The organism is uncultured Sphaerochaeta sp., from assembly GCF_963676625.2.
Lineage (GTDB): Bacteria > Spirochaetota > Spirochaetia > Sphaerochaetales > Sphaerochaetaceae > Sphaerochaeta.
In genome coordinates, this window is sequence record NZ_CAXXYB010000008.1 from 584,394 (window position 1) to 599,471 (window position 15,078).

General features: G+C 45.9%; 16 protein-coding genes. 10 read left to right on the forward strand and 6 right to left on the reverse strand.

Going from position 1 to position 15,078, the window contains the following annotated elements; all coding sequences use genetic code 11:
- Positions 1 to 15 precede the first annotated feature (15 nt).
- The 7 genes from ACHZBG_RS13355 to ACHZBG_RS13385 are packed head-to-tail and all read left to right on the forward strand — an operon-like array spanning position 16 to position 6,513.
- A complete protein-coding gene (locus ACHZBG_RS13355) occupies positions 16 to 435 on the forward strand; it encodes a GntR family transcriptional regulator (RefSeq protein WP_320129963.1) in 420 nt (139 codons plus the stop codon).
- Positions 432 to 1,544 (forward strand): slipin family protein, encoded by a 1,113-nt coding sequence (locus tag ACHZBG_RS13360; RefSeq protein WP_320129964.1) that lies wholly within the window; start codon positions 432 to 434, stop codon positions 1,542 to 1,544. The genes ACHZBG_RS13355 and ACHZBG_RS13360 overlap by 4 nt, the downstream gene beginning before the upstream one ends.
- On the forward strand, positions 1,531 to 2,211 hold the full coding sequence (locus ACHZBG_RS13365; protein WP_320129965.1) for an ABC transporter ATP-binding protein: 681 nt from the start codon (positions 1,531 to 1,533) through the stop codon (positions 2,209 to 2,211). Before ACHZBG_RS13360 ends, ACHZBG_RS13365 begins: the two co-directional genes overlap by 14 nt.
- The gene (locus ACHZBG_RS13370) at positions 2,212 to 3,468 is read left to right on the forward strand and encodes an FtsX-like permease family protein (protein WP_320129966.1); all 1,257 of its coding nucleotides are present in this window, start codon (positions 2,212 to 2,214) and stop codon (positions 3,466 to 3,468) included.
- Between the two features lie 12 nt (positions 3,469 to 3,480).
- Positions 3,481 to 4,716 (forward strand): FtsX-like permease family protein, encoded by a 1,236-nt coding sequence (locus tag ACHZBG_RS13375; RefSeq protein WP_320129967.1) that lies wholly within the window; start codon positions 3,481 to 3,483, stop codon positions 4,714 to 4,716.
- On the forward strand, positions 4,709 to 5,467 hold the full coding sequence (locus tag ACHZBG_RS13380; RefSeq protein ID WP_320129968.1) for an outer membrane lipoprotein-sorting protein: 759 nt from the start codon (positions 4,709 to 4,711) through the stop codon (positions 5,465 to 5,467). The genes ACHZBG_RS13375 and ACHZBG_RS13380 overlap by 8 nt, the downstream gene beginning before the upstream one ends.
- Positions 5,461 to 6,513: a hypothetical protein gene (locus ACHZBG_RS13385; RefSeq protein ID WP_320129969.1), complete on the forward strand. Its 1,053-nt coding sequence runs from the start codon at positions 5,461 to 5,463 to the stop codon at positions 6,511 to 6,513. The genes ACHZBG_RS13380 and ACHZBG_RS13385 overlap by 7 nt, the downstream gene beginning before the upstream one ends.
- A gap of 29 nt (positions 6,514 to 6,542) precedes the next feature.
- On the opposite strand, the gene ACHZBG_RS13390 is transcribed toward ACHZBG_RS13385, so the two are convergent.
- The gene (locus ACHZBG_RS13390) at positions 6,543 to 7,229 is read right to left on the reverse strand and encodes a 4Fe-4S binding protein (RefSeq protein ID WP_320129970.1); all 687 of its coding nucleotides are present in this window, start codon (positions 7,227 to 7,229) and stop codon (positions 6,543 to 6,545) included.
- A gap of 87 nt (positions 7,230 to 7,316) precedes the next feature.
- Between ACHZBG_RS13390 and ACHZBG_RS13395 the strand changes: the two genes are divergently transcribed.
- A complete protein-coding gene (locus ACHZBG_RS13395; RefSeq protein WP_320129971.1) occupies positions 7,317 to 7,988 on the forward strand; it encodes a Crp/Fnr family transcriptional regulator in 672 nt (223 codons plus the stop codon).
- Between the two features lie 59 nt (positions 7,989 to 8,047).
- On the opposite strand, the gene ACHZBG_RS13400 is transcribed toward ACHZBG_RS13395, so the two are convergent.
- Entirely contained in the window at positions 8,048 to 9,022 is a 975-nt protein-coding gene (locus ACHZBG_RS13400; protein ID WP_320129972.1) for an aromatic ring-hydroxylating dioxygenase subunit alpha, read from the reverse strand.
- A 60-nt stretch (positions 9,023 to 9,082) separates the two neighbouring features.
- Positions 9,083 to 9,544: a hypothetical protein gene (locus tag ACHZBG_RS13405; RefSeq protein WP_320129973.1), complete on the reverse strand. Its 462-nt coding sequence runs from the start codon at positions 9,542 to 9,544 to the stop codon at positions 9,083 to 9,085.
- Between the two features lie 93 nt (positions 9,545 to 9,637).
- Here ACHZBG_RS13405 and ACHZBG_RS13410 point away from each other — a divergent pair, with 93 nt between their 5' ends.
- Positions 9,638 to 10,435 (forward strand): ZIP family metal transporter, encoded by a 798-nt coding sequence (locus tag ACHZBG_RS13410; RefSeq protein WP_320129974.1) that lies wholly within the window; start codon positions 9,638 to 9,640, stop codon positions 10,433 to 10,435.
- Here the strand turns inward: ACHZBG_RS13410 and ACHZBG_RS13415 are convergent.
- Complete coding sequence (locus ACHZBG_RS13415; RefSeq protein ID WP_320129975.1) at positions 10,432 to 11,673, reverse strand: YihY/virulence factor BrkB family protein; 1,242 nt, start codon at positions 11,671 to 11,673, stop codon at positions 10,432 to 10,434. The two genes, ACHZBG_RS13410 and ACHZBG_RS13415, sit on opposite strands and share 4 nt — an antisense overlap.
- 3 nt (positions 11,674 to 11,676) lie before the next feature.
- Entirely contained in the window at positions 11,677 to 12,600 is a 924-nt protein-coding gene (locus ACHZBG_RS13420; protein WP_320129976.1) for an alpha/beta hydrolase, read from the reverse strand.
- Positions 12,601 to 12,736: 136 nt separating this feature from the next.
- Between ACHZBG_RS13420 and ACHZBG_RS13425 the strand changes: the two genes are divergently transcribed.
- Entirely contained in the window at positions 12,737 to 13,279 is a 543-nt protein-coding gene (locus tag ACHZBG_RS13425; protein WP_320129977.1) for a YfcE family phosphodiesterase, read from the forward strand.
- On the opposite strand, the gene ACHZBG_RS13430 is transcribed toward ACHZBG_RS13425, so the two are convergent.
- Positions 13,255 to 15,012, reverse strand: a complete 1,758-nt coding sequence (locus ACHZBG_RS13430) for an aldehyde ferredoxin oxidoreductase C-terminal domain-containing protein (RefSeq protein ID WP_320129978.1) — start codon at positions 15,010 to 15,012, stop codon at positions 13,255 to 13,257. The genes ACHZBG_RS13425 and ACHZBG_RS13430 overlap by 25 nt on opposite strands.
- Positions 15,013 to 15,078: the final 66 nt, after the last annotated feature.

Here is a 15,078-nt window from a genome sequence, read left to right on the forward strand (position 1 = left end):
AAAAGGAAGACGGACGTGAAACCTATCAATGAACCAAAACTCGATTTTATCCTGGATTTCAAGAGTGGGGTTCCTTTCTATAAGCAAATCATTTTTCAAGTCGAGATGGCAATTGCCGATGGTCGGCTCAGCAAAGGGGAACAATTGCCGACGGTACGGAGTCTTGCCGTAGACTTGAGTATCAACCCGAATACGGTGGCACGGGCCTATAATGAGATGGAAATCCGGCAAATCGTCGTCACGCAACAAGGCTCAGGAACATTCATCAGCGAGCGAGAGATCAATATCAATGCCATTGAAAGAGAAAAAATCCTCACCCAACTTACCAGAACCTATATTACAAAAGCAGCCTCCTATGGTTTTTCCCTTGAGGAAATCCAACAAAATATCCAGGAAATGGGAACAGATTTGAAACTGAAAGAAGGAACCAAATGAACATCTATAGAAAAAAAATCAATCGTATCATGAATTCACCGGCTTTTACCTTGAAAACAGATTTCCGATATGGGGCCGTGTCTTTCTTGCTCCTTGCCCTTTGCATGGCTCTCGGGGTTTGGTTACAGTCTGTTGTATTTCCCTATATAGCAATCAAGGCCATCCTGCAATTTTCTCTTGCCATCATTTGCTCAGGCTTGATTCTGGCCTTTTTCCCCATGTGGGCAACCTCAATCATACTCATTATCTTCCTCTGGCTCTATGTATTGGGTTCCTTTGGTCTGGCCCTGTATCCCATGGCTATCTGTGCAAGTCTGGGTTTGCTGCTTTCTTCTTCCATTCAGTTGATTTATCAATGGGATAAGGTCATTGTACTGCGTCTCGGCAAATTCAGGAAAGTACATGGCTCCGGCCTGTTTTTCTTGATCCCGATAGTTGACAGGATTGCAGAATCCATTGACATGAGAATCAGGGCAACCGATTTCAGCGCCGAAAAAACCCTTACCAGCGATACCGTTCCTGTTCATGTCGATGCCCTTGCCTTCTGGATGATCTGGGATGCAAAAAAAGCTGTCCTTGAGGTAGAGGATTATACGGAAGCAGTCATACTCTCCGCCCAGACAGCCTTGCGCGATTCCATCGGTAAGCATGAACTATCTTCATTGCTCTCTGAACGGGAGGAGCTGGGCAAAGAGATCCAGACTGCCTTGGATACGAAAATCAATCCCTGGGGAGTCTCAATACTTTCCGTGGAGATAACTGATATCATCATTCCCAAGGAACTTGAGAATTCCTTGAGCAAACAGGCTCAGGCGGAACGGGAAAAACAGTCAAGGGTCATCCTCGGTGCTGCAGAAGTGGAGATTGCCAAGAAATTTACCGAAGCTGCTGCCGTGTACGCCAATGACCCGATTGCCTTGCAACTCAGGTCCATGAACATGATCTATGAAGGAATCAGAGAAAATAATTCAATGATGTTGATTCCCGCCTCCATTCTTGACCATATGGATATGGGTTCTGTATTGGGCACAGCGGCCTTGCAAAAGATCCAAGAGACAAAAGAACAATCAAACAAGAAAGCCGAAGGAGTTGCCAATGATCAGCGTTGAGAAGGTATCGAGAAATTACAAGGCCGGAGAAACCGTAGTCAAGGCATTGAAACAGGTTTCCCTCCAGATAAACGACGGTGAGTTTCTTTCCATTGCAGGACCTTCAGGATCAGGAAAAACAACGCTACTCAACCTCATAGGTTGCATCGATGCCCTGGATGAAGGAGAAATATACATCGATGGAAAACCAGTCACAGCCATGGGGAAAAATGAAAAGACAATCTTTCGCAGGACCAATCTTGGTTTCATTTTCCAGACCTACAACCTTATTCCCGTACTTTCGGCTTATGAGAATGTGGCTTTTGTACTTTCAATACTGAATATTGCTGAACCGGAGATCAAGGAAAGAACCTACGCCATCCTCAAAGAGGTTGGACTGGAAGGAATGGAAAACAGAAGACCTAACAGGCTTTCCGGGGGACAGCAACAGAGAATTGCCATTGCCCGGGCTTTGGTAAAGCATCCACAGATAATCCTTGCTGATGAACCTACGGCAAATCTCGACTCAAAGACAGGAGAGGACATTCTCAAACTCATGAAGGATATGAACAAGAAATACAAGACAACCTTCATTTTTTCCACTCATGACCAAATGGTAATGGACTACGCCGATAGATTGGTTTGGCTTCATGACGGTAACATACTACGTGATGAAAGGAGAAAGTAGGTGAAATTCATCTTCTCGCTCGCACTAAAAAATCTTTTCAGATACAAACGACGTACCCTCATCACTGCTTTCGCCATTGCCGTCGGATTGATGATGTATATCATTGTAGATTCCATGCTCATGGGAGCAGAACAAGAATCGGTCAGGAACCTGAAATGGTATGAGACCTCCTCGGCCAGGATATACCGGCAAGGATACTGGGACGAACGACTCCAGTATCCTGTGGACAAGGCTATCAAGGATCCTTCCAAGGTGCTTGCCTCTCTGGAAAAAAATGGATGGAAGGCTACTCCTCGCACCGTCTTTTCCGCCGATATGATACTCTATAGTGACGACTTCGGTGAGGATGGCAACCTACCGGTGCTGGTTACGGCCATCGATCCAGAGAAAGACAACCAGGTTTTCCATTTCGCCGACACTCTAGCAGAGGGCAGGTTTCTCAAGCCAGGGGATGAGAACGGGATACTCCTCGGCTCCTGGCTTGCAGAGGACATCGGGGCCAAGGTAGGCTACTGGGTCACGCTTGTCACCCGGGGTAACGGAGGATTCTACGAGGCCATGGACATGCAGGTAGTGGGCATCCTAAATTGTCCGAACCCGAACGTGAACCGTACCCTGCTGATGATGGACATCAAAAGTGCGAACGAACATCTCGGCATGGAAGGCAGCGTAACGGAACTGGATGTATTTATTCCCGACAATAAAGAGATAGACAAGGCAACCCAGGACATAGGGACAATAGTCACTTCAGTTGATGGACAATTGGAAACCTATAGTTGGAGAGATTTAGCCAAGGACTATCTTGCCATTGCCGAGGCGAAACGAGGAGGATCTTCCACCATTCTCTTTCTGGTATTCCTCATAGCAGCTGTCGGTATTTCCAATACGATGCTCATGGCCATGTATGAACGTATCCGTGAATTGGGAATGATGCGTGCCTTGGGGATGTCAGACAAGCAAATCCGCTGGGCTTTTCTCATTGAGGCCGGAGGCATCGGTTTGATAGGCTCCCTTGTCGGGGTCTTGCTCGGGATACTGGGAAATATCTATCTGGTGAACATAGGTATAAATTATGGTTCGATGCTTCGCGATATTGATGTTGGATACCGAATCCAGAACATCCTTCGGGGAGCCTGGAGCTTCAGATCAATCATCGTAGCCTTTGTCTCGGGAATCGTACTCTCGATGATGGTGGCCTGGATTCCGACAAGAAGGGCCCTGCATATGGATATCCCTTCCTGTCTGAGACACCAATAGGAGGTTCCTTCCATGGCTATGAAACTTACAAAGATTGCTTTCCGTAATATTTCCAGGAATATACGACGTTCAATCCTCTCCGGCTCAGCAATTGCTGTTTCATCAATGAGCATCATCCTGCTTTTCGCCCTGCTTGGAGGTATGCAAACCGATATGGCAAACAACCTGAAATCCTATTACACCGGGGAAATCAGGATACGAAATACTGAATTCGAAAAATATGAACGATATAATCCCTTGCACCTGGGAGTCGACTGGAAAACAATACAACCCATACTGGACAAAAACCCCTCGATAAAGGCGGCTACCGCCAGGATCAATTTCCCGGCAAGCATGTATCTTGGGGAAAACAACCAGGCGGTACAGGGAGTCGGCGTTGATTTTTCCCGGGAATCGGACTTTATTGATTTCCCATCGGTACTGAAGGCAGGAAAATTGCCGGAAGCAGGAAAAAATGAAATGCTTATGGGCATCGCCCTGGCCAAGGAGTTGAACCTATCCATCGGAGACAAGGTGACTCTCCTTTCGACTACGGCTGCCAGGGGAAGCAATGCAATAACCCTGACTCTTGTCGGAATCGCAGCTTTTCCCGTAGCTTCGCTCAATACGACCACCCTATGGGCTCCCTTGGACCGCATACAGCACTTTCTGAAGATGGATACCTCTGCCCAGGAAATACTCATCAACGTCAAGGAAGGAATACAGGAAAGGCAGGAAGCGCTGACGATACAAAAAGAAATCCTTGCAAAAACCAATGTGCAAACCGAGGTGAAAGCCTGGAAGGACATCAACTCCATGTATGGACTATTTGAAATGGCCAATGTCATTTATTATTTCATTGGGGCTTTTTTCTTGTTCCTTGGCAGCACGGTCATCATCAACACTACCATGATGATCATCTTTGAACGGATGCGAGAGATAGGCACCCTTTCTGCCTTGGGCATGAAAGGAAGCGAACTCACCTTGCTGTTCTTTTTGGAAGGTTTGTTCATCAGCATAATCGGGGCAGGAATAGGAGTGCTCATAGGAACGGGACTGGTACAATATCTTGGAGTGGTGGGAATGAATTTCACCGATGCCATGAGTGGCATAGACCTGGAGATTTCCTCAATCCTCTATCCTTCCTTGAGCCTTGGCAAAATAATCTTGATTTATCTGTATTCAGTACTCATTTCCTCGGCAGCAACATTTATTCCATCCCGTCGTGCTTCAAAAATCGAACCTGTGGAGGCTCTCAGATATGTGTAGGAACCAATGCTTTTCCAAGCCAATTTTTCTGATTACCGTTCTTTTGCTCCTCTGTATCCCTACTTCGCTCTTTGCCCTGACAGCAGAAGAAATCATCGGAAAAATGGATTACAATACCCAATACAAGACCAGCTATTCGATAGGCTCCATCCAGACAAAGGACAGATTTGGACTGAAGACCAGCACTTTCAAGGCTTGGTCCCAAGGCAATGCTGAATCCTTGATCGAATTTACCAGCACAGCCGAACAAGGCCAAAAAATATTGAAAACCAATGATAGCCTGTATCTGTTTTATCCTGATGCCGAACAATTGATCAGGATGCAGGGCTCGGCTCTCAGGCAATCCTTGCTCGGTTCCGATGTATCCTATGAGGATATGACTGAGGAAAAAGATACCCTATCACGCTATACAGCTACCCTTAATGGCAATGAAATCTACAAAGGAAGACCTTGTTATGTTATCACACTGAAAGCAAAAACCAGATCAGTTGCCTATCCAATCCAGAAAATCTGGGTCGACAGCGAAACTTTTCTGACTTGGAAGGGAGAGTATTCAACCAAGGAAGGCCGATTGCTCAAGGAGATGGAAACCCTTGAGACCATGCAAGTAGGAGAAAAGGTCGTTGCCTCAGAGTCCAGGATCTCTGACAAGATGAAAAAAGACTCCGAGACCATCATGAAAATCGAGAGCCTTGAAGTTGACATTCCCCTGGATAAAAACCTCTTTTCCCTGGAGAACCTCACATGGTAAAGAAACTTGGTGCATATCTTTTATTATTGATGACCTGTTCCCTGTTTTTGCTCGGAGCAGCGGAAAATCCTGTGGTAAAGCTCAATTTTTTTCCCATAAGTACGTATTCGCCCTCCAACAATTCCTGGCTGCTGGGAATGTCGAATTCAGGTACCTTGTCCATCAAATCCAAGAACTCAGGAAATGTCAGGGGAGAGATTGCCCTTACCTATCCTGCAGCAACTGCGGAGGACTATATTCAGCGTGCTTTTCTGAAAGCTCGTTTCCCGTCATTCAGGCTGACTCTGGGAAAAACCCGACTCTCCTGGGGAGAAGGGGCACTCTTCAATGCAGGCGATGTGTTGTTCGGAAGTTCGGATATCGCCGTTGACCTCACACAAGAGGAACTCAGGACCAAGACAGATTGGCTAGTCAGTGTGAACATTCCTCTCGATGCCTTTTCCTTTATTGAGGTGGTAACGATGCCTCCAAGTGATGGAAATCTGGAGAAAACATCATTTGGTGGCAGGTTTTATACCACTATAGAGGGTTTGAAGGTTGAAGGTGGCTATGCAAGTATCGAACGATCCAACGTACGCACCCAAAAACCCTATGTAAGCGTGCAAGGCAATATGGGAGCCGATTGGTATCTTGGAACTTCCCTCAGCATACCCCAGACAGGCAATACCACCTGGGATATCAGCGGAGGATTGTTTTACCTTAAGTATCTGCAAGAGAGCAAATCGCTCTCAGTGCGTCTGGAATTTCTTGCAAGGCCTTTGGGAACTTGGGCTTTTGGCCCAGTTGCAAACGATAACTCCTGTGCCCTGTTGATCTATCCAGAGATAGTATATGCCGCAACCTCTTCCGTTTCCTTTTCCCTACGGTCGATCTTCTCGCCCCTGGACCTCTCTGCCATGACCACCTTTGCAACAAGCTGGAATGTATTCGAAGGGTTTACACTCGCCGGATATCTTAGTACCAACCTAGGGGACACAGGAGATTTGTTCGTCTGGAATTCCTTGTATGCCCTGACCTTTTCCGTAGGGGCTTCCTGGATTTTCTAGAAAATTGGTCAGTAAATAAGAATGATGGCCTACCGAAGAATCTCCCCATTGGTGGAAATAGTTACCAGTGCAAGGGGAATAATCTTGTCACAAGCCTTCAGGGCTTCCTGTACTGCATAGGACAAGCCCCCGCAACAAGGAACTTCCATCCGCACGACAGTGATGCTCTTGATATCATTCTGCTGGAATATTTCGGTGAATTTCTCGATATATGAAGGGCTGTCAAGTTTCGGGCAGCCTATGAGAGTTACCTTGTCCTTGATAAATTTCCTATGGAAATCCCCATAGGCATAGGCAACGCAATCGGCGGCTATGAGCAAGTCACTTCCCTGAAGAAAAGAGGCCTTTGGAGAGACCAGCTGAATCTGGACAGGCCATTGGGAAAGTTGGCTTGGTACCGACGCATTTGGTGAGGCAATTTCTTTTTTCCGTGTAGGCTCCTTCAACACCTGCATGCGAGATCCCGGACAACTGAAACCTGTCGGTTCTTCCTGTCCTACTGCTTCATGATCGAAGGCAGGCGCCTCACGATTTTCAAAGGTTATAGCCCCAGTTGGGCATACGGGAAGACAATTTCCCAGTCCATCACAGTAATCTTCACGGAGCAAGGTAGCCTTTCCTTCAACCATACCAATGGCTCCTTCCTGACAGGCCGAAGCACATAAACCACAGCCATTGCATTTCTCTTTGTCTATCTTGATCATCTGCCTAATCATTACCAATCCTCCATTGTCTATTTTCTACACCCATGCTACCATACCCAAACTATATATTATGTTGTTTTTCCAACAAATGAGGAGTTTATGGAATATTTTCCCCTACCTGGCAACTGCTTGCTGTTCAAACAAGTATCGGAGAAGGAACTACCCTTGCTCCTATCCTGCCTGCAACCCAGAAAAGCAAATTTTGCAAAGGATGCAACACTTATCCATGAAGGCGATACCGTCAAGGAAGTGGGAATCATACTCTCGGGTTCCCTGCAAATAGTGCGTAACGATTTCTGGGGAAACAAAACCTTGGTTTCGCGATTTTCAGTGGGAGATTTATTTGGAGAAACCCTTGCCTGCTCAGGAGAACCGAGCCAAATCAGGGCCATCGCAGAAGTTGACCTCCAGGTATTGTTTCTGGACGTGAAAAAGATCATTACTTCATGCAGCAATAATTGTGTGTTCCATACTAAGCTCATCGAGAATATGGTTACGATCCTTGCAGAAAAAAACCAAATGCTCATGAAAAAGATGGCCCATATAACCAAGCGAAGTACCAGGGAAAAACTATTGTCCTATCTCAGTGAGGAATCGATCAAAGCCAACAACCAATCCTTCGTTATTCCCTTCGACCGACAACAACTCGCTGATTATCTTTGTGTCGAGAGAAGCGCCATGTCCAATGAATTGAGCAAAATGCGCTTTGAGGGGTTGTTGGACTATCATAAGAATGGCTTTACCCTGAAAGAGATCGAGAATAATGAATAGGAAATGGCAAGTACAGTGGCATTGATCCTTGCATCGTCTGCACTTGCTGTTCTAGTGTTCTATTTTCCGTGTCTGGTCATCAACTCTTCCCGGTGCCTTCGATACGTAATGATCGGACCATCACCGACAAGCAACCTTTCTCCGGATTTAAGACTTGAAGATGAAGGTTTTTGTGTGATGACTACTCGCTTATCCTGCCGCTCTATACGCTTATTTGCAAATTTTCCAAAGAATGCAATGAAATTATTCACTATCCGCAGACGGCTCAATTTGCAATAAAACCGGATATAGAGAATAGTATTCTCTTCATCGACAGGAGCAAAATAGATGAGTATCATCAATTTGTCCGAGATATGGTTCAACCAGATATTGGGAAACAGGAACCCAAGATATATCTGCTTGACTGTGCAATCTTCGGGAGGCTTGGGCTTCTGGCCTTCATCAACCTCATTGTTGGCACTGGTTTTGAGCAGAGTTCCGTCAAATTCAACCTTTGGCCCGTTGACCACGGTCTTATTGCCCTTTCCAATCGTATTGTAGTGCACGATGGGAACGTGCACTACGTCGAGTTGATTTTCGATGCACCTGGAATAATTGGCATTCCAGAGGTCAGGAAACTCACTATAGGAAAAGGAATCATCAAGCTGGTCATGGAAAAACGGAACAGAGGGCGTAGCCTCCTCGCTTTTTCCATACCAAAGATAAATAATTCCCATTTCTTCCTGTACTGCATAGTGTTTGACATTATACCGAAAAAGATCTTCCTTCGTAGTTCTTCCGAGGGCAGGAATTACCTTGCAAGTTCCTTCAATATCAAATTCAATGCCATGGAAGGGGCAGCGAACATGGGATCCGACCAACTTGCCGGCACTCAGGGCGGCACCCCGGTGGGGGCATTGATCCACGACACAACCGAGTTTCCCCTCCTCATCCCTGAAGAGGACCAATTCAAGATTCAACCGTTTCACAGCACAAAGAACACCTTTTTGTACAGATTTTGAGGGAAGAATTGCATACCATTGGTTTGGAATCATACGACACCTCGGTTAGTTGAAATTTTAGTTCTGCTCGTTACCGACCCAGTCCTTCCCTGTTCAGGGCTGGACCTGGACCGGAGGCTCTACGATATCAAAAGTATCACAAATTGTTTCCAGGAAAAACAACCTTATATGCTGGATATCAAGACCTTCGTCATACAGGCCGAGGTCTTCTCGTTCCTGGGCATAGACAAACCCATGCAAAGGTCCGAAGATTGCTTTCGTCTCATAGTCTTCCTGCATCTCGCGCAGGGAACATCCCAGTTGCAAAGACAAGGAGCGCAGATCCTCCTGTTCCAGGGAGACTACGAAGATCAAGTCCTTTCCTCTCTTTACACTCATTGCGTAGGGAATGGAAACCAAATCTTCTCCACTCAGGCAACGCGGATGGTTCAACAAGGTACAGACCAAGTCGCCACATTTCCAGGTTTCACCTTTCATGACACCATCCTTATTATCAGGAAGTGAATGCCAAGACAACGTATCGATCGGTTCAACAGTAACAGCATCTAATAACATATCGGGCTCCCAAGGATAGGGTATTCTCGAACCCTACCTTTTTGCAAGTTTTTTTTCATTGACCGGGAAAGATTGGTATCTTATCGTATTCGTATGAATAATCCAATAGGAATGGCCTTGATTGCAACTTTGGGAACCTGGGGAATGACAGCCCTCGGGGCTGCTTTGGTTTTTTTCTTCAAAACCATAAAACCACATATACTGAACAGTATGCTTGGTTTTGCAAGCGGGGTCATGATCGCTGCTAGTTTCTGGTCGCTTTTGGCACCGGCAATAGAGATGTCCCAGGAGGGACCTCTTGGTGCACATTGGGTCGTGGCCATAGGATTCCTTGCCGGAGGATTTTTCCTCTGGGTAAGCGATCAATTATTACCTCACGCCCATATTGGAGCAAAGAAAGGTGAAACAGAAGGACTGCCCTCTCATCTCAAGCGAAGCATCCTTCTTGTCTTTTCCATTACCTTGCATAACATTCCAGAAGGCCTTGCAGTAGGGGTTGCCTTCGGGGCCGTAATAGCAGGAAATCCCCAGACACTTGCCAGTGCCATCGTAGTGGCAATCGGAATCGGAATACAGAATCTTCCTGAAGGAGCTGCAGTCTCCATACCGTTGCGTGGCGAGAATATCAGTCGTGCAAAATGTTTTTTCTATGGCCAAGCCTCGGGGTTCGTTGAACCGATTGCGGGAGTTCTGGGAGCTTTGCTCGTCACCCAGGTAAGACCAATCCTTCCCTATGCCCTCGCCTTTGCCGCAGGGGCAATGATATATGTCGTCGTTGAGGAATTGATCCCTGAGTCACAAGGCAACAACCATCAAGGCGCACATTATGCTACCATTGGATGCATGATAGGGTTTACCGTAATGATGGTACTGGATGTTGCCCTGGGCTAGACTCTCTGCAAGAGATTCTCTATGGTCAGATTTCCCAATGAAGCAATTCCATGGTCCTTGACTTGCAAGGCTATGGCTTCACCTGCTGTATTCTTTTCATTGGCATTGATATTGTCCAATCCATACAATGAAAATACAAGGTCTTGCACCCGCATATTTTCCAAAGGTTGCTTGGGAATGAATTCAGTATGACCATTGTTGGTTGGGGTAATGAAGCCCAGCTGGGAAAGAAGATCCAGAAAGCCATACAACCGGTTATCGGGAATGGCAAGCCTTTCGATGATTTCCTTGGTGGTCGTCGAACCAGATCCCTTACGGAAATTGCTCCCGATGAGCATCATGATATTCATTCCTTCTGACAATTGCAGGGCAGGGCTCTGCGGTAATCCCTTGAACACTTGTTTATCTGGTCGAAACTGATGGACATAGGTCAATTCTACGCAATAGAAAACCACGGTCCAAAAATAGTAGCACCAAAAAAGAAAAATAAAGATAACAGCAAAAGATCCGTATATCACGGAGAAGTTTGTTGCCATTCCAGTCAACTTGGACATAATCCTGCTGAAGATATTAATCAATATCAATCCAGTAAGAGCCCCGATTGCAGCTGAGGAAAAATGTACTTTGATATTCGGGACAAAATAGGAGAGCATAAAAAATATTGCCCAGACTATCAACAAGGGGACTACGATACCGATGACCCTTGACCAACCCTCGACCGATAAACCCAGTAATTTGGAATACCAGGAGTTCATCAAGGATTGGACACTGATGTACGCTGCCGCAAGCAAACAGGAAATGATAAGGAACGTAATGAATCCCGCGAGACGAGTAAGTGGTTTCTTGTCCTGCGAGGTACGAAAAATCTGGTTTATCACCGACCAGACCTTGTTGATCAACAATACCATGGTAATAAGGAAGGAGATCAAGCCAACAACACCAAGACTGGTTGCATTCGCCGTATATTTTTCCAACAGAGAAATCAACTGAGTTCCTGCATTAGCTCCAAAAAGTTCCGTAAACCATTGTGAAAGAAAATCAGTGACCGGTTGCAGTACGCCAAAGGCACCAAAAAACGTAAAAATAAACGTAACACCAGGAACCAAAGCCATCAAGGTCGAATAGACCATACTGGAAGCAGATTGAAAAACATTATCATGCAAGGACTGATTCATTGCCACTGAAGCCAGATTCACGGCGGACATAAACTTGGCTTTAACGATTTTAATAATTGCCATCTATCAAATTCTCTTTTTCAACCAAGTATACAAATATTGCATGGTCTCTTTTCGTGAAGTTTCATTAAGTATTTCGTGTCTTCCGTTCTCCACGAGATGCAGGGTAATATCGGAAATGCCCATGTCCTTGTATAAATCGTATACTTTTTGAACTCCCTTGCCATAATTGCCAACAGGATCCATACTCCCGCTGATGATAAGAATTGGAAGATCCTTGGGAATTTCCCGGGCTTTGTTGACATCATTCGCATATTCAATGCCCTCAAGCATATCCTCATAGAATTTTGAGGTACATACAAAACCACACAGAGGATCATCAACATATTTTTTGACTTCCTCAGGATCGCTGCTCAACCAATCAAAGGAGGTGCGGGCATCGGGAATTCTCTTGTTATAGGAACCAAAGCTCATCTTGTCCATCATCGTATCCTGGAAATACATGCCATTCTTCTTTACATGATGTCGTGCAATCATCTTGCCGATTTTGCCAAGCACCCCCATGGAACAACCTGTTCCCATGACAATGACCCCATCATACATATCAGAATGCTGGACCATCAAGGTTCTTGCCAAAAATGACCCCATGCTATGGCCCATCAAGAACAAGGAGGTATTGGGATAATCCGAGGCAATGATGTTGGAAAGTTCAAAAGCATCCTCTGCAATACGCATCCAACCATCTTTTTGTGCAAACCATCCAAGTTGTTCCTTGACTTTCATAGCTGTCAAACCATGTCCACGATGGTCCTGTGCATAAACAGCTATCCCTTTTGTGTTTAGATACACTGCAAAACGATCATATCGTTCGCTATATTCGGCCATTCCATGAAGAATATGCAATACCGCTTTCGGAGCCCCTTGAGGCAACCATACACGATAATACAACATGTGCCCGTCACTACAGGACAATTCCCTGATGTCAGACATCGACAGCCCTCCTAAACGATTGCAATTTTATATAATTCCCGTATCATAGTAACAGTAATATACTACACCGACAAGAAGCTTTTTCATACATAAATCAAATTACAAATGAAATGTAAAGTATGATAGAGTATTTGCCATGGATAGATTGCTTTTCAGCTCAGATTTACATGGCGGTACTTCGAGTCTTATATCCCTATTGGAAAAAGCCAGTACCTTTCAAGCACAGAAAATTCTGCTTGCCGGAGACACTTGCCCGACAGAGGGTGGCACCTTCAGCGAAATACTGAAAACCAGTACGATTCCTCTGCTCATGGTAAGGGGAAATTGCGATAATCAATATACATTTCAATCAGCAGGATTGAACCTTCCCCCGGCTATCAGAAGAGTTTCTTTTGCCGGGCGTACCATCGTACTCATCCATGGAGATGTATACATGCCTTCGACCGTACTGGATTTGCACGAACATGATATCCTTATCAGTGGGCATACCCATTGTCCTTCCCTTTCGGTAAATGCAGAAGGCATACTGAGGGTAAATCCCGGTTCCCCAACCTATCCAAGAAGCAGATGGGGAGCAACCTATGGCTTTCTCGATAATGAGCGATTGGAAATCAGGGATTTTTCAACAGATAGCCCCCTTGAGGGCCTTCGTTATTATTTCAAGCCACGCAATACATAATAGGCATCCAAGAGCCTGGCCAACGGAACGACCCGTGCACGAGGATGGTTACTCGTCGAATTTACCAACATCTGCTCAGGAAGATTTGCCACAAGCTCTTCTTCTACCAGTAGTTGGTCTATTTTCATTTGAAGGGCCCAGGCTTTTTTCCCCCACGCGGCCATCTGCTTGGCGGTTACCTCATACCCTTCAGTTGCCGAGGCAAGACTTGCCAAGAAAGAAAAGGCCCTGTCTGTATACAGTTTGCAAGGTTGTAAAAAGAGAGGACCATCAAAGAAAGGAAGAGAAAACCAAGGACACAGCCCCAGTGATTCCATCGCATATCGATAATCCTGGCAAAAGACAGCCCATTTTGCAATCTTTCGTTCTTGACCTCGATGATAATGAACCCCCTTCAGTAATTCTGGGATGACAACGGTATCATCACCGAGGGAGGTAAGAAGCGCCTGTGCAGGCAAAGCCCGTACATCAAAGGGAGCCAAGGCCTGTCCATTTACCTGGTAGGCATATTCCTGTCCCCCATATTGGAGAACCAGTGCATCCAACGTATTTGCCAGTTGTTCCCCTGTTCCCTTCTTATAAGCGATGGAGTCGAGGAGATGCAGATAGGGCTGCGCCGAAGTGGCTTTCCCAAGATCAGGAAGAAATGGAAGGGTTCCCAAGCCCCTGGTCTTCCTTGCCCAGGCAAAGATTGCCCCGACAGAATAGTAATCCAATCCCAGCAAAGAACACCGTTGCATAAGATCTGAGACACTTCGGTAATCAAATAACTCAAGGTTCGCCCCCAAGGCAAGAGCCAAGGAGAAATCAGGAAGAGGCCCCTTTTTCGAAGAAACAGTCTTGAGGGGACATTGCGCACATCCTTGCTCCACTGGTTCCAAATCATAATCACGGGGATAGGAAGCGAGCGCCCAGAGCCTGCCATCAGATCGAAGGGAGAAATCATCAACGGCTGCCCATCCAAGGGAATTTGCTTGGTTTATAAGCGTAACTGAGCCTTCCTGGGCTATCATATTTGCTACTTTGCTGTGTTTGAAGGCTCTTTGATAGTGATGCATTGCCGTTCCTAATCGTTTGGGATCATACGCGCCCCTTCCCGAGATTGAAGAAGAGAAAGTAATGTATTTGATGTTCTTCAAACCGAAAATGGTGCCCACTCCCCCTCGTCCCGTATTGGAACCATCGATCCAAATTGAGGCATAGGGAACCTGGTGCTCTCCGGCAGGACCAAGGGCAATGCTTGTATTCCCCGGAAATTGCGAAGCCATATCCGAAGTCGTATAGTCATGGAACTTCTCTGCATTGGAAAAAAGTACCGACTGGAAATCAACCGATAATCCGGACAACCTCCTGAAGCGTCCTATAATGACTATAGCCGAATAGCCACAACCATACAGAACCTTTGCCAGGGCACCATTACAGAAATTGACTGATAATCTTTTTGTCAGCAAGGAACGGGTAACAAGAGTATAGGAATCACAACAAGCCAAGGAAGTATCGCAAGCGGAGCCTGCGGCGATGACAATGGGATTGCCACTTTCATAGGCTTGACTATCAAGGTTATCATAATGGGCATACTTGTCCCAAAGTCCGAGCGCAAGAAATCTACCCCCAAGCAAAGACTTGGATTCTTCTTCGCCCAAAGGAACTTTTTGCCAGGTCTCTTGGCTTACATCTACCAGCAAGAAGTAACGTTGGCGATAAGGAAACGTAATTGGTTGCTTATGTTCCATGGAGTAAAATGTATCCACTGAAACTCGGCCTGTCAATGTCGCCTACCAATAAATGATATATCGGTG